At 61.5% G+C, this 21,747-nt stretch carries 14 protein-coding genes; 4 read left to right on the top strand and 10 right to left on the bottom strand.

Annotated features, from left to right (window positions below; all coding sequences use genetic code 11):
• Positions 1-56: 56 nt before the first annotated feature.
• Positions 57-1,682, bottom strand: a complete 1,626-nt coding sequence (locus tag HQN82_RS15490) for a (2,3-dihydroxybenzoyl)adenylate synthase (RefSeq protein ID WP_173615186.1) — start codon at positions 1,680-1,682, stop codon at positions 57-59.
• A 17-nt stretch (positions 1,683-1,699) separates the two neighbouring features.
• Positions 1,700-2,875, bottom strand: coding sequence for an isochorismate synthase (locus tag HQN82_RS15485; protein ID WP_173615185.1), 1,176 nt, complete (start codon positions 2,873-2,875; stop codon positions 1,700-1,702).
• Between the two features lie 81 nt (positions 2,876-2,956).
• On the opposite strand from HQN82_RS15485, the gene HQN82_RS15480 reads away from it, so the two are divergent.
• Positions 2,957-7,408 (top strand): amino acid adenylation domain-containing protein, encoded by a 4,452-nt coding sequence (locus HQN82_RS15480; RefSeq protein ID WP_173615184.1) that lies wholly within the window; start codon positions 2,957-2,959, stop codon positions 7,406-7,408.
• 60 nt (positions 7,409-7,468) lie between these two features.
• Positions 7,469-8,815 carry a condensation domain-containing protein gene (locus tag HQN82_RS15475; RefSeq protein ID WP_173615183.1) on the top strand — a complete coding sequence of 449 codons (1,347 nt, stop codon included), beginning with the start codon at positions 7,469-7,471 and terminating at the stop codon, positions 8,813-8,815.
• A 111-nt stretch (positions 8,816-8,926) separates the two neighbouring features.
• Here HQN82_RS15475 and HQN82_RS15470 read toward each other — a convergent pair whose 3' ends face one another.
• From HQN82_RS15470 to HQN82_RS15440, 7 genes are all read right to left on the bottom strand, one after another.
• A complete protein-coding gene (locus HQN82_RS15470) occupies positions 8,927-11,761 on the bottom strand; it encodes a condensation domain-containing protein (RefSeq protein ID WP_173615182.1) in 2,835 nt (944 codons plus the stop codon).
• A 61-nt stretch (positions 11,762-11,822) separates the two neighbouring features.
• A complete protein-coding gene (locus tag HQN82_RS15465) occupies positions 11,823-12,101 on the bottom strand; it encodes a phosphopantetheine-binding protein (RefSeq protein WP_108081550.1) in 279 nt (92 codons plus the stop codon).
• Positions 12,094-12,933 (bottom strand): siderophore-interacting protein, encoded by an 840-nt coding sequence (locus HQN82_RS15460; RefSeq protein ID WP_173615181.1) that lies wholly within the window; start codon positions 12,931-12,933, stop codon positions 12,094-12,096. Before HQN82_RS15460 ends, HQN82_RS15465 begins: the two co-directional genes overlap by 8 nt.
• Positions 12,934-13,166: 233 nt before the next feature.
• The gene (locus HQN82_RS15455) at positions 13,167-14,120 is read right to left on the bottom strand and encodes an ABC transporter substrate-binding protein (protein WP_173615180.1); all 954 of its coding nucleotides are present in this window, start codon (positions 14,118-14,120) and stop codon (positions 13,167-13,169) included.
• Between the two features lie 22 nt (positions 14,121-14,142).
• Positions 14,143-15,207 (bottom strand): FecCD family ABC transporter permease, encoded by a 1,065-nt coding sequence (locus HQN82_RS15450; RefSeq protein ID WP_173615179.1) that lies wholly within the window; start codon positions 15,205-15,207, stop codon positions 14,143-14,145.
• Positions 15,204-16,217, bottom strand: a complete 1,014-nt coding sequence (locus HQN82_RS15445; RefSeq protein ID WP_173615178.1) for a FecCD family ABC transporter permease — start codon at positions 16,215-16,217, stop codon at positions 15,204-15,206. Before HQN82_RS15445 ends, HQN82_RS15450 begins: the two co-directional genes overlap by 4 nt.
• Positions 16,214-17,014 (bottom strand): ABC transporter ATP-binding protein, encoded by an 801-nt coding sequence (locus tag HQN82_RS15440; RefSeq protein ID WP_173615177.1) that lies wholly within the window; start codon positions 17,012-17,014, stop codon positions 16,214-16,216. Before HQN82_RS15440 ends, HQN82_RS15445 begins: the two co-directional genes overlap by 4 nt.
• Positions 17,015-17,228: 214 nt before the next feature.
• Here HQN82_RS15440 and HQN82_RS15435 point away from each other — a divergent pair, with 214 nt between their 5' ends.
• Positions 17,229-18,536: an NtaA/DmoA family FMN-dependent monooxygenase gene (locus tag HQN82_RS15435; RefSeq protein WP_173615176.1), complete on the top strand. Its 1,308-nt coding sequence runs from the start codon at positions 17,229-17,231 to the stop codon at positions 18,534-18,536.
• On the opposite strand, the gene HQN82_RS15430 is transcribed toward HQN82_RS15435, so the two are convergent.
• Entirely contained in the window at positions 18,533-19,309 is a 777-nt protein-coding gene (locus HQN82_RS15430; protein ID WP_173615175.1) for an IclR family transcriptional regulator, read from the bottom strand. The two genes, HQN82_RS15435 and HQN82_RS15430, sit on opposite strands and share 4 nt — an antisense overlap.
• A gap of 294 nt (positions 19,310-19,603) precedes the next feature.
• Here HQN82_RS15430 and HQN82_RS15425 point away from each other — a divergent pair, with 294 nt between their 5' ends.
• On the top strand, positions 19,604-21,670 hold the full coding sequence (locus HQN82_RS15425; protein WP_173615174.1) for a TonB-dependent receptor: 2,067 nt from the start codon (positions 19,604-19,606) through the stop codon (positions 21,668-21,670).
• Positions 21,671-21,747: the final 77 nt, after the last annotated feature.

Genomic DNA, 21,747 nt, shown 5'->3' with positions numbered 1-21,747 from the left:
CGCATTTAGGAACATGGGGACGCCATTTTGGCGTCCCATTCGATGGGTGCGGAATGTCAGGCGCTGACGGCGACGGGGGTCGTCAGCAGATCGCGCAGGCGTTTCTTGTCGATTTTTCCGACGGCGGTGAGGGGCATGGCGTCGATGAAGCGCACACGATCCGGCAGCTTGTAATCCGCGACGCCGAGGCCGGCGAGGTGCTGGCGAATAGCCGGCGCCTTGAGCGCGGGATTGCGCGACACGAGGAAGACGCAGCTTTTTTCGCCGAGAAGTTCGTCCTGCATGGCCACCAGCGCCGCATGGGTGACATCCGGATGCCGCAAAATCAGGTTTTCGACCTCTTCTGACGCGACCTTTTCGCCGCCGCGATTGATCTGGTCCTTCACCCGGCCAACGACGCGGAGATAACCTTCAGGCGTGCGCTGCACGACGTCGCCCGAGTAATAAAACCCGTCCTTGTCAAAGACCCGGGCGCTGTGTTCGGGCGCGCGGTAATAGCCCCGGAACGTATAGGGGCCACGCGTTGCCAGCATGCCGGCGTCGCCCTCGGGCACGTCGTTGCCCTCCTCGTCAACGATGCGGATTTCGTCATCCGGGCTGATCGGCCGTCCTTGCGTGGTGAAGACGAGATGATCGGGGTCACCGAAGCGGGTGTAGTTCACCAGCCCTTCCGCCATGCCGAAGACCTGTTGCAGATCGCAGCCCAGCACTTCCGGCACCTGCCGCGCAAGCGCTTCGGCAAAGCTTGCGCCACCGACCTGCAACAGCTTGAGGGATTTCAGCCTTTTGCGATGGGCGGGCGCAGCCTGCAGCCACAGCGCGACGGCCGGCGGCACCAGCGGCACAATGTTAACGCCGTGTTTTTCGATGAGATCGAAGCAGGCAAGTGGTTCCGGATTGGCAGCCATGACCACCGCACCGCCGGCGTGGAACACACCGAGCGCACCGGGTGAGCTCATGGGGTAATTATGCGCCACCGGAATGGCGCAGAGGAAACGTGTCTCAGGCGAAAGGCCGCAGATTTCCGCACTGGCCCGAACGCTGTAATCATAGTCGTTATGCGTCCGGGGGATCAGTTTTGGCGTACCGGTGCTGCCACCGGAAAGCTGGAACAGCGCCACTTCATCGGCGGCGGAAGGGGCGTAAGCGGGTGGGTTTTCGGCAGGGGCCGCCAGCCGCCGTTCTAGGCTCAACCGCGGATCTGTTTCGCCAAGCAGAAGGGCCAGGGTAAGCCCGGGAGAAGCCGCCTTCAGCGCCTCCAAAAATGTGTCATTGGCGAAAAGCTCGTGGCTGCGCGAGCCGATCACCAGCTTCGGCGCGATCTGCTCCGCATAGGAGGTCATTTCCAGCCGGCGATGGCTGAAAAGTGCGTTGACGGGGGCCGCGCCGATCTTCATCAGCGCGAAAAAGACGAGATAGAACTCGGCAATGTTCGGCAACTGTACCAGCGCGGTGTCGCCCTTGCCGATGCCAGCGGCGGAGAGATGTCCGGCCAGATTGGAGGATTGCCGGTCGATATCCGCGTAGGTGAAGCGGCGGTCGCCGCAGATCAGCGCCGTCGCGTCCGGCCGGCGCTCGATCTGTTCGGTGAGGATGCCGCTCAGCGGCCTGTCGATCCAGTAACCGCGCTCGCGGTACCGGCGCGTCAGATCGTCGGGCCAGCGTTGAAATTCGATTGTCATGGTTTGTCCCCGGGAAATCAGGCAGAAAGACCGCAGGCGTTCAGCATGGTCTTGAGTTTGGTCTGCACCTCGGCCCATTCGGATTCGGGCTCCGATGCCTCAACGATGCCGGCGCCGGCAAAGAGCCGCACGGTTTTCCGCTGCACGGTGCCGCACCGGATCGTCACCACCCACTCGCCATTGCCCTTAGAATCCGTCCAGCCGACCATGCCGGTGAAGAGGCCGCGCTCGAAAGGCTCGACGAAGCGGATAAGGCGATGGGCGCGCTCGGTGGGGAAACCGCAGACGGCCGGCGTCGGGTGCAGCAGGCACGCAAGCTGCAGGGCATTGGTCTCGGGGTCGGCGAGGCTGCCTTCGATGCGGGTCGAAAGATGCCAGAGGGCCGCCGTGTTGATGAGGGAGGGTTTTTCAGGCACATCGAGTTCCGCGCAGACCGGCGAAAGCAGGGAGCGGATATCCTCGATGACGAGGCTGTGCTCGTAGTGGTCCTTTTCCGAAGCCGATAGCCGCTCGGCGTTGGCCTTGTCCGCGGCGGGGTCGACCATCCGCTTTGCCGATCCCGCCAGCGGGTTCGAGATGATGTTCTCACCCTGCTTGCGAATCAGGAGTTCCGGGCTGACGCCGATGAGGTCGCCGCCATCGGGCAGCGGAATACGGAACTGGTAACCTTCGCGATTCTGTTTGGCGAGACTCGCCAGCAGTCTCTCGACATTGACCTCGGAAGCGAAGGTGAGTTCGCGCATGACGGAAAGCACCGCCTTACGGACATCGGAATGGCGGAAATTGACGATGGCGTGCTCTACGGCGCGTTTAAAGCCGGTCTCGTCCGGCAGGCTGTTCTGGCCGACAAGCGCGGGCATGGCCGAATCGGCGACGACCGGCGCGGTTTCTCGTGGGCTCCACTCATGGTTGTTCGGTATATAGAGGCATGAAGGTTCGCTGACATCGAAGGGGATTGCCCCAATGGCGATCGGATTGTCCTGACCAGCCCGGCGGGCCCGTTCGAAAGCGGCTTTAATCGCTTGCTGCAAAGGGCTGTCCGTATCTTCTCCGCCGCGGGCCGGAAGCGTTATCCTTTCGCGAATTCCTTTGGCCCGCAATTGCCCGGTACCGGAAGTGAAAAGAAAATCTCTATTAAAATCAGCAATTTCGTCGGATTCGACGTCATTCGTCCTGAGTGCTCCCGTTTTCATGGGATGCCTCCTGTTCGAGTGGTTGACGATGGCTTATACTTGATTATGATAATCATGTTTTGTCAATCGGTGCAAATTCACATGCTAAATTTAACTCCGATGCAGGTGGCCTACTGGGTCGGTCGGGAGACGGATGGGATGCTCGGAAAAGTTACGCCCCATCTTTATCTCGAGTTCGAGGGGCGAGCTCTGGAGCTGGAAAAACTGGCCGTTGCAGTCGGCAGGCTTTGCCGGCGACACCCGATGCTGAGCCTCAGGATCGATGCGGAAGGGCGTCAATCCGTCGATCCTGATGGTCGCCCGCTGCATCTCGATGTGGAGGACATGACGGCGCTTGATGCGGAGACGCTTGCGCGCCGGCTCGAGATCAAGCGCCACGCGTGGAGCCATCGCGCGACGGATCTTCGCACTGCGCCGCCCGCGGCGATTGCGCTCAGCCTGTTGCCGCATGGCCGTAGCCGGCTGCATGTGGACACGGACATGTTGGCCATCGATCCGGCCAGCGTGCGGATATTGATGGAGGACCTCGCCCGCCTTTACGACGAGGCGGACAAGGATGAGACCGCGCGTCCCCCGGCGCAGCCATCCTTCTTCGACTGGACGAAACGCCTTGCGGCCGATCCTGACCTCAAGAGCATGCGGGAATACGACCGGTCGTGGTGGCGGCAGCATATTGCGGATATTCCGGACGCGCCGCCGCTTCCATTTTTACCGGAGGATGCGTCACGCGCCGTTCATACGGACCGTTTTGCCACGATGCTCACGGTCGTTGAACGTGACGGTCTTGAACGGGCTGCGCGGCGTTGCTCGGTAACGATGTCGACCCTGTTGCTCGGTGTTTTTGCCGTGGCGCTGTCGCGGGCGATCGATTCCGAAAATTTCCGGCTCTCCGTCCCGGCTTTCTGGCGTGCACCCCTGGTTGAAGGGGTTGATTCCATCGTCGGTGAGTTTTCCAACGTGCTGGTGCTCGGCGTCGATATCAGACCCGCTGAAAGCGTCGAAGCCCTGCTCGGGCGGGTTTTCGATGACATGAACGGCCTGCTTGCCCATCAGGCCTATCCGGGCGTCAGCATCATGCGCGACCTCTCTCGCCTGCGCGGCGGTTTGCAGACCTCGCCCGTGGTTTTTACCGCCGGTGTCGACCTGCTGGGCGGCGATCTGTTTTCACAAAGGGTTGGGCAGCTGTTCGGCTCCCTGGTCCACACGGTATCGCAAGGGCCGGGGGTTGCGCTGGACGCGCAGGTCGCGAGGCTTGATGGCGGCCTGCTGATAAACTGGGATGTGCGGCTCGATGCGCTGCCTGAACCATGGCTGCGCGCCCTGTTTAAAACCTACGTGGGTCTCCTTCGCCGGCTCGCGGATCACCCGGACCTCGTTGAGGAAAGCGTGGAGCGATTTGGTGCTGCGATGCCCGAACAGCTGGTCGAGAAAAAAGGAAACGCCATGGAACGTCCGCTCTCACCGCTGCAGAAGGCATATCTTCTCGGTCGCGGCACACATCTGCCGCTCAGCGGCGTGGCGATGCAGGAGTTTCGCGAATATCGCGGCAGCATCGACCCCGCCCTGCTGCGGACCCGCCTTTCTGCCATGGTCGAGAGACATGAAAGCCTGCGCACCCGCATCGATGAGCGGCGCCTCGTGCAGATCGTGTCCGGGGAAGCCGAGATCAACCTTGATATGATCGATCTCTCGGATATTTCCCCGGCGGCAGCGGAAGCGAGGATCGATGCCGTCAGACGGGATTTTTCCCACGCCCATTTTGATCTCGCCGCCTCTCCCTGGCGGGTCACGGTCTTCCGCCTGCCGGCGTCCGAAGCAAAGGCTGATCATGTCGTGGTGTTCCTGCGTTTTGACGCTCTCATCCTTGACGGGCGGGCGATAGCCAGCCTCGCAACGGAACTTTTCGACGGTGTCCTGCCGGTCGCAATCACCGCTGCGGCTGAAACGCCAGGAAAGGATATCGTAGCCGCCCGTGCCGGCGATGCGGCCTATTGGGCCGAGAAGCTGAAAGAAGCTGAAGTGCCCTCGCAGTTGCCCTGGAAAGCACCGCTCGAAACCATTCCTACGTCGCGATATAGCCGCCAGAGTCTGATTGTCGAAAAGCAGCGCTTCTCCGCCTTTGCGCGGGCCGGTGCGAAAGAGCGCCTGTTCAAGAATTCGGCGCTTACGGCGGTCATTCTCGAGGTGCTGTCGCTCTGGCTGAACGAGGGTGCGCTGGTGGTCGGCATTCCCGTTGCGCCGCAGGTGGACGGGGCCTTCGCCAACCGCTCCAGCTTCATCGCCGTCCAATGGAATGCGGCAAAAGACGATTTTGCCGTGCGGGCGGCAGGCCTGCAGAGGGATGTGCTGGAAGGGCTGAACCATCTGGCTTTTTCCGGCATCGATCTCAATCGCGTGCTTCTCAATGCGAATGCGGGCGGGCTCGCCCTGCCTGTGGTGATTACCAATGGTCTCACATGGCCGACGCTTTCGCCGGATTCGGCCATGCGCTGGACGGACGGTCTGACGCAGACGCCGCAGGTCGCGCTGGATTTTCGCTTTTCGCAGAATCCGAAGGGCGATCTCGTGCTCGATATCGACTATGCGGAGCAGGCGATCGATGCGGCGATGGTGGCGGATATTCTCGCAGCCGTCGAGCGCGCGATTGCGGGGATCGCGGATAGCGGCGCTTTCGTCCTCAACGGACGCGATATTGTCGACCTGTCCCATTACCGGCTGAATGGCGATGAAGGAAACTTCGTCTGCCCGCCATTTCTGGAACGGATCGCCGGCCGTCTTTTCGAAGGAGAGCCGTCACGCACCGCGCTTGTCAGCGGCAAGCGGCGCATCGCCTATAGCGAGCTTGGCGAGATGGTGGCGCGCGTGATCACGAGCCTAAGGGCGCGCGGCATCGGTCGGGGCGATGTCGTGGCCATCTGCCTGCAGCGTAGCCCCGAACACACGGCGATCACGCTCGCCGCGGCCCTGATGGGGGCGGTCTGGGTGCCGGTCGACGCCGGTTCACCCGACGATCGCCTGCAGTATCTGCTGACCAACTGCCGCCCGGCGCTCATCGTCGCCCGTCGCGTTCCGCAGGGTTTCCAAGCTGTCGATCCGGCGGTGCTTCTGTCCACGCCCGCTCCGGCTGGCGCACCGGTCTCCATGGCGGAGTTAGCGGCGCTTTCCCGAAGCGAGGGGCCTGCCTATTTTCTTTACACGTCTGGCACGACAGGCAAACCGAAATGCGTCGTGCTTTCCAACCGCGCCACGGCCAATGTCATTGGCGGCACGCTGGCGGAATGGGCGGTGACGGAACGCGACGTATTCATCTCGGTCACCCCGCTGCATCACGACATGTCGGTCTTTGATGTTTTCGGCGCGCTCGTTGCAGGGGCGACGCTGGTGCTGCCGGAACCCGGAGAGGAAAAGGATGCGGTGCGCTGGAACGAGCTGGTCGCAGAACATGGTGTCACGCTGTGGTGCTCCGTGCCTGCCATCCTCGAAATGCTTCTCGCCTGCCGCCGTGGTAACCAGCTATCGTCGCTCCGGCTTGTGGCGCAGGGCGGGGACTACATCAAGCCTGTTATCATAGAAGAGCTTCGCCGGCTGAAGCCTGACCTGCGGCTGATATCGCTCGGCGGGCCAACGGAAACGACGATCTGGAGCATCTGGCACGAGATTGTTGCGGAAGATGTGGCGGCCGTGCCCTATGGCCACCCGCTGCCCGCCAATCGTTATTTCGTCCTCAACGATCACGGCGGCCATTGCCCGGCGGGCGTCGTTGGCCGCATCCATACGGCCGGCGTGAATGTCGCGATCGGCTATCTCGAAGACGGCGCGATTACCCAGACGGATTTCGTGACGATTACCGATCCGCAGGGAAACAGCGTGCGCGCCTTCCGAACCGGGGACCGCGGCCGCTACCGGCCGGATGGCAAGATCATGTTCGCGAGCCGTGTCAACGGTTACGTCAAGGTGCGGGGCGTGCGCGTCTCGCTGCCGGATGTGGAAAACGAGCTGATCCGCCACCCTTCTCTCCAGAGGGTTCTGGTTGTGGATTACGGTGTCGAGCAAAAGGGCGAGGCGGCCATCGGCGTGCTTTATGTCACGGCACCCGGCCTCGAACTCACCACTGCCGAACTGCGCAACTTTGCCCGCCGGCATCTGCCGGAATCGCATGTGCCCGGCCGGTTTCTCAAGGTTGACGATCTGCCGCTTTCGACCAATGGCAAGCCCGACCGCCGTCGCGCCCGTGAACTCTTGACCGGTGGAAAGGCTGATGCGGAACCGGCAAAATTCTCCGCCCCTGCGGTTCCAGACGTCGATCACGGCGACCGCCGGGTGCTGGATATCTATCTCAGCGTACTGGGTAAAAAGCCGGCAAATGTGGATGCAGACAGCGACCTGCTGGCGCTCGGACTTTTGCCATCGCACCTGAAAACCGTCTCGGCCGAAATTCGCGCCGTCTTCGGTGTTGACCTGACACCGCAGCAGCTTTTGCGGTGCCGCAACGCCAGGCAGGTGACGTCGCTCATGGCCGTACGGGCGGCGTGAACCCCGTCATTTCGGGTGGCACTTCGCGCCCGGCAACGAAAATAGTGCAAGGAAAAACAGATGGCGCATATCGATCCCGCCGGCGGCTGGCTTCCACTGACGCAGCCGCAACTCGATTTCTGGGAGGAATTTTCCTTCCATCCCGACGAACCGGTTTCAACCGTCGCCCATTACATCGATCTTTCCGGTGCGGTGAATGAAAGCGCGCTCCTTCAGGCGATCACACGCACCGTGCGCGAATCCGAAGTCCTGTCTATCCGCTTCCGCATCGGCGATGATGGCGAGACGCCGCAGCAATGCTGCGACCCAAACCATGCCCCGGTTGTGGAACTTGTCGATCTCCGCGGCAATCCCGCTCCGCTGGAGGAGGCTTTGCGGCGCATGAACGCGGATGTGGAAGCGCGGCTCGATCTCACGGCCGACAGGCTCTCGGCGCAGCTCCTCTACCGTATCGCCGATGATCGTTACCTTTGGTATATCCGCGCCCATCATATCGTCGTTGATGGTTATGGGCTGACGCTGGTGGAGCAGCGCTGCGGCCAGCTTTACGGGCACTACTGCGGCAAGGGTGAAGCGGGTCCGGATTTTCACCCCTTTGGCGATTTCCTGGCGGAAGAGGAAGCCTACAAGCGGAGCCGGCGTTTCGAAAAGGATCGCGATTTCTGGGCAGCCTATCTCGCCGCACCCGCCGATCTGCCGGTGCTGGACAAGGATTGCGAGGATTATGGCGGCGGCGGCCTGCATGCGGATGCGGCCTTGCCGCCCGGTTTCAGCACGCGGTTGCAACGACTGGCCGGCGCACTGGAGATTGGCTGGCCCGATCTTCTGGTGCTGCTTTCCGGTCTTTATCTCCACCGGGTGCTGCCCCGTCCGGATCGTGATGTCCTGACACTGTGGCTGCCTTTCATGAGCCGCTGGGGCAGTGTCGGCGCCCATATGCCGGCCATGCTCGTCAACATCCTGCCGTTCCACCTCACCATCGATCCTGGAGAGGACGTCGGCGCATTTCTGACGCGCAACGCCGCCAATCTGCGGAAGCAGCGTCTGCACGGCCGCTACCGTATTGAACAGATCGCCGCCGACCGGGAAATACCGAAAGGCCGGCGCTTCTTCTTCTCGCCGCTCATCAATGTCCTGCCGTTCAGCGCGCCGGTGTTTGCCGGGCTCACCGTTGCCAGGCACATTCTGGCGAATGGTCCCGGCGACGGGTTCAACCTTACCTTCCGCGGTGAAGATGACGGCAGCGAACTGAACCTGCACATCGATGCGGACTCGGCGCTGACACAAGCTGAAGACTTCGCCCGCTACCGTAAAGAGCTGCCATTGTTCCTCGATGCCATGCTGCGCGAGGAGGCCTTGGCGCTTGCGGCGGTGGAGGCGTCCACGGCGTTCCGTCTGGCGGTTTGAGGTGTGGCGGAGTGCGGATGCAGGGGCCGCGCCAGGACATTCTCATCAGCGTTCAAAGACAAATAACCCGGCTCCGTCAGGCGAAGCCGGGTTTTCCTTGGCAGGTCCGGTTCAGCCGAGCGTCGCCAGCATGCGGTCCGAAGCGCCGGTTTCCGCAAAACGGCTGAAGATGCAGCTGGTGGTGCTGCGCAGCCGCTCGACATCCTCAGGTCCGTAACGGTCCGAACGGTAGCTCATCAGCACGCGAATGGAACGATCGCCGCCGATCGTCTCTTCCATTACCTCGAACTGCAGCCCCAGCATGGATTCGTGTTTGTCCGGATCGATCTGGCGGAATTCCACCGCCCTGCCATCGGGCCCCGCAAGGGCGCCGTTCAGCTTGTTCTTGGCGTGGATCTGGATGAAGACCTCGAACAAATGGTCGCGACCCGGCGTCATGCCCAGTGCTTCCTCCACGAGATCGATCGGGATTTCGCTGTGTTCCAGCGAGCCATTGATGGTGTTCTTCACCGAGGAAATCAGTTCGCCGACGGTCATCGTCTCCGTAAAACGAACGCGATGGGCGACGACCGTGGTGAAATAACCGATCGTATCGAAATAATTGCTGTCGGTGCGGCCCGAAGCCGAGGTGCCGACCACGAGATCGCTCAACCCGCCGAGATGGCGCAGCGATGCGGCAATGGCGGCATAGACCACGTTGAACAGCGAGGCGCTGTTCTGCCTGGCAATGGCGTAAAGCCCGTCGCTGACATGTTTTTCCAGCTTGAACTCGATCCAGCCGCCTGCCGGTGCTTCGTCCTGCGATGCCTCGTGCGGTGTGCTTTCCTGTCCGTTGAGGGTAAGGCCTTTCGGCGCATCCCGCAACATATCGGTCCAGTAGGCAAGGTGGCTGGAATCGACGCCTGACGCGACCTGTTGTCTCGCAAATTCATGGAACGGAGCCGGCCTGGTCGCAAAGACCGGGGCCATGCCCGTCGCCCTTGCCCGGTAAGCCTCGGTCAGCTCGTCCATCATCAGGTTCACCGACCATTCGTCCAGCACGATGTGATGGAAGAGGAAGGAAAGCAGCTGACGGCCGGTGTGGGGGTCGCGCAGGAAGCGCAGCCGCATCGGCAGTTCGCGCGCTAGATCGAAGCGCCAGCCAGCCTCGGCGTGGCGGTCCACCCCTTCGCTTTCTTCGCTGGTCCAGAACCATTTGTAACCGGGCAGATCATGCATTGGCACGATCCTCTGCAGAACCATATCGTTTTCGGCGTAGAAATGGGTCCGCAGGCCGGGATGGCGCTCGATTATATCGAGGAAGGCGCATTCGAAGGCGGTCTCATCGACGGGATCGAGGAAATCGAGCGCGAAGGGAATGTTGAAGATTTCGCCGAAACCGAAAGCGGCATAGGCTTTCCAGAGCGACATCTGCGCCAGCGAAAGCGGCGCGGTCAGCGAGCCGCTCGCCGTCGCGTCCGCCTGCGCAGGCGCAGCGGTTGCGAGCCGCATCGCCTGTTTTGCGAGCGTGGCGGCGGTCGGGTAGCTGAATAGATCGTTGAAACGCAGCTCGATGCCGTGATTGGCGAGAAGGCGGCCGATGATGCGGGTCGCGATCAGCGAATGGCCACCGAAATCGAAGAAATCGTCATCCGGCCCCATGTCGGGTGAGACGAGCGCTTCACGGAACTCGGCGAGGATCGTTGCGACGGCGTCGTCCGTCTGAGCGGACGCACTGGGCGAAAGGGCTGCCTGCCGCGGTGCTGGCGCGGCGTCTTGAGGGACGACCTCGGAAAAATCCGTGCCGCCTTCAAGATGGCTGACGAAGCGCTCCAGGAGGAAGGCCGTCGCATGCGGCGATGTTTCCCTGCCGCCCGTCAATTCGAGGCGGATATCGCCGGCGGCTGTCGGACCGGCGGCAAGTGTCAGGCCGAGGCCGGATTGTAGGGAGGGCAGGGGCAGGTGCTCGAAGTGAAGACCATGCTCCGATATGGCCTGCACAGGTGTCCCAAGCGCCTGCAGCGTTAAGGTGACCTTTGCGCCTCCATTGTCGGTTCGTTGCTCCAGCCCTGACAGCACGGCATTTTCAGCCTGTTCGGGCGATTGGTCGCGGGTGATCGCTATCCGCGCCACGGACTCGGCTGAAATCGGTGTGGCTGCGCCGAGGCCGGGCCCCAGGCGAAGGGTTACTGTTTCGGGGCCACCGCTTCTTGCCAGGAAAAGCGCAAAACGCGATCCGGCACGCGCGAGGATCGCGTTTGCAGCCGTGGAGCTGTGGAGGCCGAGCAGGGAAGCCGCAAGGTCGACGCCATGGCTATGGCTCGCAGGCCTGTCAATTGTGTTCTGCCGCAGCGCCACGACGGTCGAGCCGGTGGCTGGACGTTGCAGCCAGCCAAGCGGAAGCGGGTCGACGCTGTCACTTTCGACCGCACGCGGCGAAAGCGGTTTCGGCGTTCCACCGGCATAGGCCGCCGTAATGCCTTCCAGCAGGATCTGCGGCGAGAGGACCTCGCCCAGCAGGGCATGGACCAGAAATGCCAGCAGGATTTCACCTTCGCTCAAAAGCACGACGGCCTGGAAAGGCGGGTCGGTCTCGGCATCAAAGGGCCTCGCCTGAAGGTCGTGCAGCAAAGTCAGTGCTTCCTCTGCCGAGGGGACATGCAGCAGCTGCACGATGGATGCGGATGGAGCCTCAATACTCTTGGCAAGCGTACCGTCCTCTCCAAAGGCGAAGCGCACACGAAGCTCGGGCCAGACCTCACAAACCATCTTCAGTGCCGAGGTTAGACGCAGCAGATCGCATTCTTCACCGATCCGATAGGCGAGAAGCTGCCGAAAGACCTGATCGGGATCCTGAAACTGTTCGAACCAGACCCGTTCCTCATATTGGCTCGGCGGGGCCTCCCCTTCGTTGTGGAAGCCTTCTTCGATGCGACGCGCGAGCATACGTGTGTTGTCTGCTGCCATGGTCCTCTCCTTGGTATAGTCGGAAATCGCGCTCCGGCGCGAAACGTGCCGGTTCGCGGGATCAATGTCCCGCGCGCGACCGTTCGATGAGTGCCTGCCACGCGGCAAGCGTTGGCCGCCGGGCCAGATCGTCATAAGCGAGCCGCGCTCCCGCAAGCTGTGAAAGCGGCTGCATCAGGCGCATGAGGGCAAGCGAATGAAGTCCATAGCCGAACAGGTTGTCCCCCGGTTCGATATCGCGCACTTCATCTTCCAGAACCCTTGCGAGAAGGGCTCTGAGTTGCGTCATAGTCGCTTCCGCATCCCGCATGGCAGCCGTCGTGATTGCCGGGTTACTCATCGAAATGATCGTGAACGCCGCTCGCGCCGCGCCGCCAGTAGCCGGAAGCACGGGTCCATTTGGGGTTGGCGCCAAATTCCTCGACCAGAAGGGCGCGAACCGCCTTTGCGGTCTTCGATTCGCAGGCGACCCAGCTGAAGAAATCGCCCTTTGGCAGTTCGAGCTGGCGCAGGGCGCTCGTTAATGCGTCGTGGTCGGTTCCGTGGTCCGGCCTCTGCGTTATCCAGACGATCGATGCGTCCGCCCTGGTTACGAGCTCCAGCCGGTCCGCCTCCGTCTCGACTTCAATCAGTGCCACGACGGGTGTGCCCGCAGGCATCTCCTCCAGTCGCCGTGCCAGCGCGGGAAGGCCGGTATCGTCGGCGATCAGCAGGTGCCAGTCATAGGTGAAGGGAACGGTGAAGGAACCGCGTGGGCCGGCGATCCACGCCTTGTCACCAACTTTCGCGCTCTTCGCCCAGTTGCTGGCCGGGCCATCGTGATGGGTGGCGAAATCGATGGCGAGTTCACCTTTTTCGGCATCGAAGCTGCGCGGCGTGTAGTCACGCGCCAGCGGCCGCGGCGCGCCTTCCGGGAATTCAATGCCGTTCGGGCCGATCACCGGCAGGGTCGGTTCGGTTTGGCCGGGCTGGGGGAAGAACATTTTGACGTGGTCGTCAAAACCGAGGCTCGTAAAGCCCTCCAGTTCCGGCCCGGTCAGCACGATGCGTACCATGGACCGGCTGAGTTTTTCGGTCCGCGCCACGTCCAGCGCGCGCAGCTTCACGGCGTGGCGGTGGCGTTTGGGAGTGCGGTCCGGAAGGGCGGAATCCATGGTTTCTGGCATGCTCATGCTGCTGTCTTTCCTGGGATGACGCCGACGGGTTCGGCGGTCTCGCTGTCCCGGGTCGGCGTGCCGGATGATCGCGCCTTGGGGTTCTCATCCGGCGCGATATTCCGGCGTCGTTGCGTCAAGATGCGCGGACCATAACAGGCGGTTTCCGCCCCGGCAATATAAGTTTCTTCGAAAACTCAAGTTTATGCCCGGCACATGATCGTGCCGGGATTTGTTGGGCAGAAAGGTGGTCAGCGGCGGCCTGCCCAGCTTTCCACTTCATCCAATGTATGGAGCGCGCTCGGAATGGAAGGCGTCGTCACCCTGGTGGAATCGAGGAAAACAATCCTTTTCTCGCGTGCCGGTTTTACGAAACGCTCCCAGCCGGGAATGATCTTTTCAAGCGCGGCGCGGGTTCCCGCCTCGCCGCGGGCTGGGCTGGTATAACTGTTCATCACCACAAGCAGATCGGGATTGAGCTTGCCGAATGCTTCGGCGCTCAGCGGCATCATCAGGGTCGAGCCCATTCCGCCCGAAGAGGCGGTACTGTCGATCTTCAGCCTGACATAACCGAGATCCTCTATTGCCTGCACCGCGCCGGACATGTTCCCCACGGCGTTGATCTGGTCCGTCAGCAGGATCGCGAGATAAGTCTTGCCGTTGATATCTTCACCCAGCGTCTTTTTGACGGCGGCGAGCTTGGTGTCATAAATCTTCCGACGCTCAGCGAAGACATCGCTTCGCCCAACCAGATCTGCAAGGTCTTCCTCCACGCTGAAGCCATAGGCTTTGCCGGCGCTTGCCTTTTGCAGATAGACGGGTGCGACTGTGGAGAGCTGTACGGCCTTGCCGCTGTCCATTTCCGTGGCGACGATGAGGTCCGGTTGCAGCGCCCGCAGCTTTTCGAGGTCGATTTGGCCGACAGCGCCGAAACCCTTCGGTTTCGCGTGGCCTTCGCCAAGAACGGTATCAACGAAATCGACGGCGGTTGCAAATTTGCCGTCGCTGTTGCGGCCATAGGCGCCGACCACCTCAGCGCCAAGATCCATCAGCGGCACGCCCAGAAGCGGCTCGTGCATGACGACAATGCGCTGCGGCTTTTCCGGAACGGAGACGGTGCGGCCGGCGGCATCGGTCACGCTGCGCTCGGCGGCGAGACTCGTTCCGGCGGCCAGAAGTGCGGCGACGAGGATGGCAATTTGCATGGCATTCCCTTTATTCGATATATTAGTGAGCGTTGGTTCTGCGCAACGCCTGCAGGCGCAGCGTGAGGATGAAGAGCGGCACGCCGATCAGCGTCAGAGCAAGGCCAATCGGCATCGGCACATCCGCCACCAGCCCGCGCGAGAGCGTATCGGCTGCGACCACCAGAATACCGCCGGTAAGCCCCGACAGGAAAAGCCTGGCGCGGCCGGCGGCGGGCGAAACGAAGGTGGCGAGATGCGGGGCGATGACGCCGAGAAATGTCAGCGGGCCGACGGCAGTAACGGAGGAGGCGCTTAGAATTACCGCAAACACAATGACGAGCGGTCGCGAATGCCTGACGGTTTCTCCGAGTGCCATGGCCATCTCGCTGCCGAGATCGAAGACGGCAAGCGCCCGGCCAATGAGGAAAATGCCGGCAAGGCTTGCTGCAAAGAGGGGAGCAAAAACGATGATGGTCGGCCAGCTTGCCTGAAACAGCGAACCTGCCATCCAGTCCGCCAGCGAGAGCGAGGTTTCGGCTGGCGTATAGAGCAGAAGCACCGATGAGACAGAGGAAAGCGCCGACTCAATTGCGATGCCCATCAGCAATATGGCAAGGCCGCTCGAGCGTTCGCGCCCGACAAGCGCGATCAAAAGGAAGGCCACGGCCAGGCCTCCGCCGACAGCCGCAAGAGCCACCAGCGTCTTGGGTGCCGTCGGCACCAGCACCAGAAGCAGCATGATGGTGGTCATCGACCCCTGGCTCAGCCCGAACAGGCCGGGATCGGCGAGCGGATTGCGCGCGACGGATTGCAGCATCGCGCCTGCCAGCGCCACACTCCAACCAGCCATGAAGCCGAGCAGGATGCGCGGCAGCCGTACCGTCCACAGCGCATATTCCTTATCATCGCCGAGATGCCCGCCGGCAAACCCGTGCAGGAGATCAATAAGGCCCGTTTCGGTATTGCCGAGGCTGACGGACACGGCGGCGATCGTCAACGCCAGCGCAACCAGCGTCAGGCCGGCCGTCAGATTGCCGATGCCGATCTGCAGCCCGCCGGGCAGCCTGAGAACGGCTTTTCCGTCTGTGGCGAAATCCCGTTTCATGATAGCCCCCTTGCCGAAGGCGACAGATAGAAGCGCTTGACGATGACGATGAAAACGAGGCCGCCAAGCAGGTCCATGAACAGCCCGGTATTGACCACGTAGGGCGCAAACAGGGTTTGCGCGCCAAGATCGGCGAGCACACAGATGCTCGCGCCGACAAGCGCGGAGGCCGGCAAAGCAAGCGTGAAATTCACGCCGACCAGCGGCCGGATCATATGTGGCACGATAAGGCCGACGAACCCGATCGGGCCGCAGATCGCTACCGCCGAGCCTGACGCCAGCATGGTGGCAAACAGTGCGAGCCGGGAAATACGCGTGACATTCACGCCGGCGGAAGCGGCTTTTTCCGCGCCCAGCAGAACGAGCGTAAGCGGCCGCGCGACCGATAGCAAAATCACCATTGCAATGGCGCCGATCCACCAGAAATCGGTGAGCCGTTCGATATAGACATGGTTGATATTGCCGCCAACCCAGCTCAGGAATTCGGCCCGACGCGTTGGGTTGGAAAGAAGCAGGGCGTTTGTCACGCCGATCAGCAGCATGGAAACCAGCGCTCCGGAAAGGATGAGCGACAGACCGCGCGGATCGTTCACCCGCCCGGCAAGACGCGCGACAACGAAGCAGGCGGCAAAACCGAAGCCGGCGCCCGCAAGCGCGGCAAGGCCCTGTGCCTCAGCAGAGAGATCGAACAGCAGCGCGCCGGCGATCACGAAAAGCGTCGCTCCGGCATTCAGCCCAAGGGTCGAGGGCGAGGCGAGGGGATTGCGGGCAAGCCCCTGCAGCACGCAGCCGCTGACGGCGGTTGTGGCGCCCACATAGATGGCGATCAGCGACCGTGGAATTTGCTGATAGAGGAGCACCGATTGTTCATAGCTGTCGGCCTCCCCGCGCCAGAGCGTCGCCATGACTTCGGCAGGCGGCATGTCGCCGGACATGACGAACAGATTGACGGCGAGGATGGCGGCCAGCAACAGCGCCGCGGTAAGGATCAGCGTTATTTTCGCGATCATGCCGGAATGGCCTGTTCCTGTCGATCCAGCCGGGGCACGCAGATGAGCCGCCCCTGTCTGGAAAATATATCGGCTTCGAGGTCGAAGATTTCGGCGACATTTTCGGGTGTGACCGTGTCTGCTACCGGCCCTGATGCCAGAACCTGCCCGGCCTTCAGCATGATGACGTCGTCGGCGAAAGTGGCGGCGAGGTTGAGATCGTGCAGCACGACGATAACGGTCTTGCCGTGCCTGTCGGTCAGCTCGCGAACAAGGCCAAGAACGGCATATTGATATTTCATGTCGAGATGGTTGACCGGCTCGTCCATCAGGATCACGTCCGTATCCTGCGCCAGCACCATGGCGATGAAGGCGCGCTGGCGCTGCCCGCCGGACAGCGTGTTGACCTGCGCTCTCGCCTTGTCCTCCAGCCCGACTGTCTTCAGCGCCCCGGCGAAAAGCGCCCGGTCACGCTCGCTCGGGCCGCCGGCAAGGCCATAGCGTGCATAACCGGCAAGCTCGATCAACTCGCCGAGCGTCATATAGTCGGGGCAATGGCATTCCTGCGGCAGATAGGCGATACGGCGCGCGAGATCCCTGCGTCCGATGTCGCCCAGCGAACGCTCGCCAAGCCTTATCGCGCCCGATGTCAAAGGCACGAAACCCATGATGGTTTTCAACAGTGTCGACTTGCCACAGCCGTTGGGGCCGACCAGCGCCGTGACGCGACCGCTGTGGAAGCGGCAAGAGAGCCCTCGCAGGACGGGAACGTGGCCATAGCTGGCGTGAAGGTCCGTGGCGTCAAGCACCGGATACAACTCCTGTTAGTCATGCGCTCATGCGTCGAGACGCCACATGAGGATTATAAGTCTTTGAACTTTAATATCGAACCTGCGGGAAACGGGCTCCTTTCCGGCGGGCGCGACACTCTGGTCTTGAAGCGACACTAAACTATAGTAAAACTCTCCACAAATCGAAATTTGCCGATTCAACGCGCGGTTTTCTTCCCGGATATTTCAGTCGAGGTGCATCATGTCAGTCGCAGCCAAGCTTCATGTGGGCATGTCGCTGGCCCCCACCTGGCTCAGCGGCGAAGCATGGCGTCGAGCCGACAGCGATATAAACCGGGTATTTTCCAGCGATTATTTCGTCGATCTGGCACAGCGCGCGGAAGCTGCGCATGTGGATTTCGTGTTCCGGCCGGACACGCTTTTCCTGCGCACCGAGGGGCTGGAAACCGGCGGCGGATTTGCCAGCATGGACCCGACCATGCTTCTTTCGGCCATTGCGCGGGAGACGAGCCATGTCGGCCTGTTGTCCACCGTATCGACCACATTTCTGCCGCCCTATGTAGTCGCCCGCCAGCTCCAGTCGCTGAACTGGCTCAGCAATGGCAGGGCCGGGTGGAATATCGTCACGGCACTTGAGGGGCACGAAAATTTCGGCCTGAGAGAAATGCCGTCACCGCAGGAGCGTTATGGACGCGCCGCCGAATTCACGCAGGTCGTGCAGCAGCTCTGGGCGAGTTTTCCAAATGAAGCCCTTAAACTCGACAGGGAAAGCGGGCGATTTGCCGACTCCTCGCTGGTGCGCCCGGTGGCGCATGAGGGCAGGCATTTCAGTGTGAAAGGGCCGCTCAACCTGCCAGCCCACGCCAGCCGCATTCCGCTGGTGCAGGCCGGTGCGTCTCCCGAGGGGCGCGATTTCGCTTCTTCGGTGGCGGATGCAGTCTTTGCGTCCACGCCGGACATGCGGGCAGCCATCGAACTGAGGGCGGACTTGCGGCGGCGCGCCGAAGGACATGGCCGTGAGCCTGACGGGGTGAAGCTGATGCCGGGCCTCAGCCTATATCTGGCGGATAGCGGCAAGGAGGCGCTGGAACTCTTTTCCGAGACCCATGCCCGCGCCAGCCGCGCCCGCACCCTGGCGTCGGTTCTCGACATGACGGGCCTCGACCTCACCGACTGGCCGCTCACGCGGGTGGTCACCGCTTCCGACCTGCCGCCGCCGCCCGAAAAACCGCGAAGCCGCACCCATGCCGGACTGCTGCGCAGGCTGATTGAGCGGGAGACGCTAAGTGTCGCGGAATTACTGCGGCGGCCGGAGGTGATGGGATCCGGCCATTGGCAGATCGTCGGCACCGTTGAAGATGCCTTTAAGGGCATCCGTGAATGGGCGGCCGCAGGGGCAATCGACGGTTTTGTCGCGGTGCCCGGCGGCTCGGTGGCATCCATGCGGCTGGTGCTGGAGCGGCTGTTGCCGAAACTCGCCGATGCCAGACTTTTCCGCACTGCCTATTCCGGTCGCACCTTTGCGGAGCATCTGGCCGAAGGTGTCTAGCCGCCACCGGATTCGGCGGTTGCCTGCCGGGCGGCCTCGATCAGTCGCGAAAAATGCCGTTCCGCTTCGGCGGTGGCCACGAAAGAGACGGTGGTGACGACACAGCAGAGTTCACCCTGGGCATCGAAAACCGGCGCCGCCTTGCCCGTCAGGGCGGAGAACAGATGTTCATTGAGTTCGGCGCCGCCCGTCTCGCGGATGGTTTCGAGAATGCCGGCAGCAGGAGGAGAGCCACGAAAGGCGGGTGGTTGCAGCCTGCGCACGGCAGCCACCCTTTCCGGTGGCAGATAAGCCTGAAAAACCAGACCGCAGGCGCTGTTGTCCAGCGGCAGAACATCGCCAAGAGCGACGGTGCTGATGGAAAAGCTGGCGCTTCGCGCCCACCGCACCACGGCCGGGCCGCGCTCGGTCCAGATCGCCACGCCGCAGCTGGCGCCGATTTGCGCGGCAAGCGCCTTCATCTCACGTCCGGCGGTTTCGACCGGGTTGATTCGTCGGAGGGCGCTGATGCCGATGCCCAGCGCTGCGGGGCCGAGATCGTAACTGCCGCTTGCGGGGTCCTGTATCACCAGTCCCTCCCGCACGAGGCTTTGCATGTAACGATGCGCGGTGGAGCGACCGGTGCCGGCGCGTTTTGCAAGTTCGCCAAGCGCCAGCCCCGTATCGGACCTGGAGAGAAGATTAAGAAACCGCGCAGCAATCGATACGGATTGAATAAGCGGCGAGCGCTTTTCACCTTCGTTTTCCTGCCGTTCTTCGATTTCGTCATCCATGGCGTTCAACGTCGTGCCCCACTCTTTCGAGAATGCCTAACCCATTGCGACGAAAATCGGAATGGCTGACTTCATCCTTTTCAATGGCTTCTCTGGCCGGGCTGCCACGGCGGAAAAGGCGGTCCCTTAAACTTTGTTGTAAATATGGCACATCTCGTTACGGAAGCCTGCTTGTCCGCAATACGGAACGCATTCTCTATTGCGAAACGGATAACGCTTCCGTTACTTGAATATGACTTTGATACTCATGTTTATTTGGGGTGTATGATGGGGTTTAGCTCTAACGGCCGTTTGATGAGCGGGGTCAGTGTTCTGACGTTGGCGACATTGTTCGTGACGCCGGTTGTCGGTCAGGATCAGCAGGCTGATACAGCAGGGACGACCGTGTTGAAGCCGATTGTCGTGACCGGTGAAAAAGTGGCGCGCGACATGAAGAACACGGCCTCGTCCGTGTCGGTCAAAACCGCCGAGGAGATCAAGAAGGAAAAGACCGGCGATCCGACCGTATCCGAAGCGATCAAGGATATTCCGAACGTCGTCTACACCGACAATGTCAGTGCCCCCATCATTCGCGGACAGGACACGCAGGGCCCGAATACCGGCTCCATCGCCTTCTTCACCGGTACGGTGCCGCGCGCGACGATCAATGTGGACGGTCACTATCTCGGGTATAACGAGTTCATCTATGGGGCCACGTCCATATGGGATATCGACACCATCGAGGTGTTCCGCGGGCCCCAGACGACCTCGCAGGGCGCCAACGCCATTGCCGGCGCCATCCTTGTCAACACCAAGGACCCGACCTTTACGCCGGAAGCCAGCTATCAGTCGGAAATCGGCAACTATCACCAGAAGCGCGGTTCCTTCGCCTTTTCCGGCCCGCTGATCGAAGACGAGCTGGCGGCGCGCATGGCGATCGATTATTCCGGCCGCGATACCTTCATCGATTACATCAATTCCGCCTTTGCGCATGAGGGAACGGACCAAAACTTCAAGGAATTCAACGGTCGCTTCAAGCTTCTCTGGGAACCGTCTGAAATTCCCGGTCTTTCCACAAAGCTGACCTATTCCTACAATGCCTCCAACCGGCCAAGCCAGGAAGCGGCGTCGCGTCCCTTCGAAGATCTCAACCACATCACCACGACGATGCCGAATTTCAGCCAGTATACCAATACGGGCATTCTCGACATCAATTACGATTTCGAGAACGGCGTGAAACTGTTCAACCAGACCCAGTTTTCCGACTCCACCGCCAAACGCCGGGTCGGCATCGCCAACAACGGCGACGCCGATGTCGATCTCAGGAACACGTCGCATGAAACGCGCGTCACCTTCGGCGATCAGGAGGATGTTCTGAGCGGTGTCGCCGGCATTTTTTATGCGCACACGAAAGCCGACGAGGTGCTGTATCTGCGCGGCACCTCTCGCTTCAGCGACACCAAGGACAATCTCGGCCTCTTCAGCGAGCTGAGCTATCGGCTGACCGACCAGTGGACTCTGACGGGTGGCCTGCGCTACCAGCAGGACCAGATTCAGCGCGCCGGTTACCGGACGCTCAGCGCCACCAGCAGAAGTTCGGTCAATTATGACGAAACCTTCTCTGAAATCCTGCCCAAGGCGTCTCTCGCCTATGCCATCAATGATGATTGGACTGTCGGCGGTCTTGTCAGCCGCGGGTACAATCCCGGCGGCGTCGCATTCGACCTGACCACCAGCAAATGGCGGAGCTTCGACAAGGAAACCATCTGGAACTACGAAGTGTTCACCCGCGCCAGCCTGCTCGATGACACGCTGACGGTAAACGGCAATCTGTTCTACATGGACATGAAGAACGCCCAGTTTAACGTACCGGTCGTCGTCTCCACCGGCATCAGCGAATCCTACACCGTTAACGCCGAAGAAGCCCATGCCTATGGTCTAGAAATTGGCGCGGATTATCGGGTGCTCGACAATCTCACGCTGAAAGCCAGCGCCGGTCTGCTGAAGACGAAGATCGACGAGATTTCCAGCAATGCCGCCTATGTCGGCAAGGAATTCGCCAAGTCGCCGGGATACAGCTTCACCGTCGGCGCAAGCTGGGACGTGACGGATAAGTTCACCGTGTCCGGGCAGGTCCGCCATCTCGACGGCTATTATTCCGATACGGACAACAAGGCCGTCTATGCGACCGATCCCTACACGATCGCGGATGTGCGGGCGAGCTACAAGTTCCAGGACGAACTCGAGTTCTACGCTTACGTCAAGAACGTCTTCGACGAGCGCGCGCCGACCCTTATGAAGGAAAACCGCGGCATCGGCGGCATCGAGGCGAGCATGACCGAACCGCGCATGTTCGGCATCGGGGTGCGCGGCACATTCTGAGCCGTCACCTGAGCTCGAAAAGAAAAAGGCCTTCGAAGCGATCTTCGGAGGCCTCTTTCTTGACGCAACCGCTACGG

This window comes from Agrobacterium pusense (genome assembly GCF_013285525.1).
Lineage (GTDB): Bacteria > Pseudomonadota > Alphaproteobacteria > Rhizobiales > Rhizobiaceae > Agrobacterium > Agrobacterium pusense.
This window is presented reverse-complemented; position numbering and strand designations above follow the sequence as displayed.

What these genes read in the sequence shown, in the direction of transcription:
- HQN82_RS15490 (WP_173615186.1), bottom strand. Translation starts at nt 1,682, where the DNA reads ATGACAATCGAATTTCAACGCTGGCCCGACGATCTGACGCGCCGGTAC.
- HQN82_RS15485 (WP_173615185.1), bottom strand. Translation starts at nt 2,875, where the DNA reads ATGAAAACGGGAGCACTCAGGACGAATGACGTCGAATCCGACGAAATT.
- HQN82_RS15480 (WP_173615184.1), top strand. Translation starts at nt 2,957, where the DNA reads ATGCTAAATTTAACTCCGATGCAGGTGGCCTACTGGGTCGGTCGGGAG.
- HQN82_RS15475 (WP_173615183.1), top strand. Translation starts at nt 7,469, where the DNA reads ATGGCGCATATCGATCCCGCCGGCGGCTGGCTTCCACTGACGCAGCCG.
- HQN82_RS15470 (WP_173615182.1), bottom strand. Translation starts at nt 11,761, where the DNA reads ATGGCAGCAGACAACACACGTATGCTCGCGCGTCGCATCGAAGAAGGC.
- HQN82_RS15465 (WP_108081550.1), bottom strand. Translation starts at nt 12,101, where the DNA reads ATGAGTAACCCGGCAATCACGACGGCTGCCATGCGGGATGCGGAAGCG.
- HQN82_RS15460 (WP_173615181.1), bottom strand. Translation starts at nt 12,933, where the DNA reads ATGAGCATGCCAGAAACCATGGATTCCGCCCTTCCGGACCGCACTCCC.
- HQN82_RS15455 (WP_173615180.1), bottom strand. Translation starts at nt 14,120, where the DNA reads ATGCAAATTGCCATCCTCGTCGCCGCACTTCTGGCCGCCGGAACGAGT.
- HQN82_RS15450 (WP_173615179.1), bottom strand. Translation starts at nt 15,207, where the DNA reads ATGAAACGGGATTTCGCCACAGACGGAAAAGCCGTTCTCAGGCTGCCC.
- HQN82_RS15445 (WP_173615178.1), bottom strand. Translation starts at nt 16,217, where the DNA reads ATGATCGCGAAAATAACGCTGATCCTTACCGCGGCGCTGTTGCTGGCC.
- HQN82_RS15435 (WP_173615176.1), top strand. Translation starts at nt 17,229, where the DNA reads ATGTCAGTCGCAGCCAAGCTTCATGTGGGCATGTCGCTGGCCCCCACC.
- HQN82_RS15430 (WP_173615175.1), bottom strand. Translation starts at nt 19,309, where the DNA reads ATGGATGACGAAATCGAAGAACGGCAGGAAAACGAAGGTGAAAAGCGC.
- HQN82_RS15425 (WP_173615174.1), top strand. Translation starts at nt 19,604, where the DNA reads ATGAGCGGGGTCAGTGTTCTGACGTTGGCGACATTGTTCGTGACGCCG.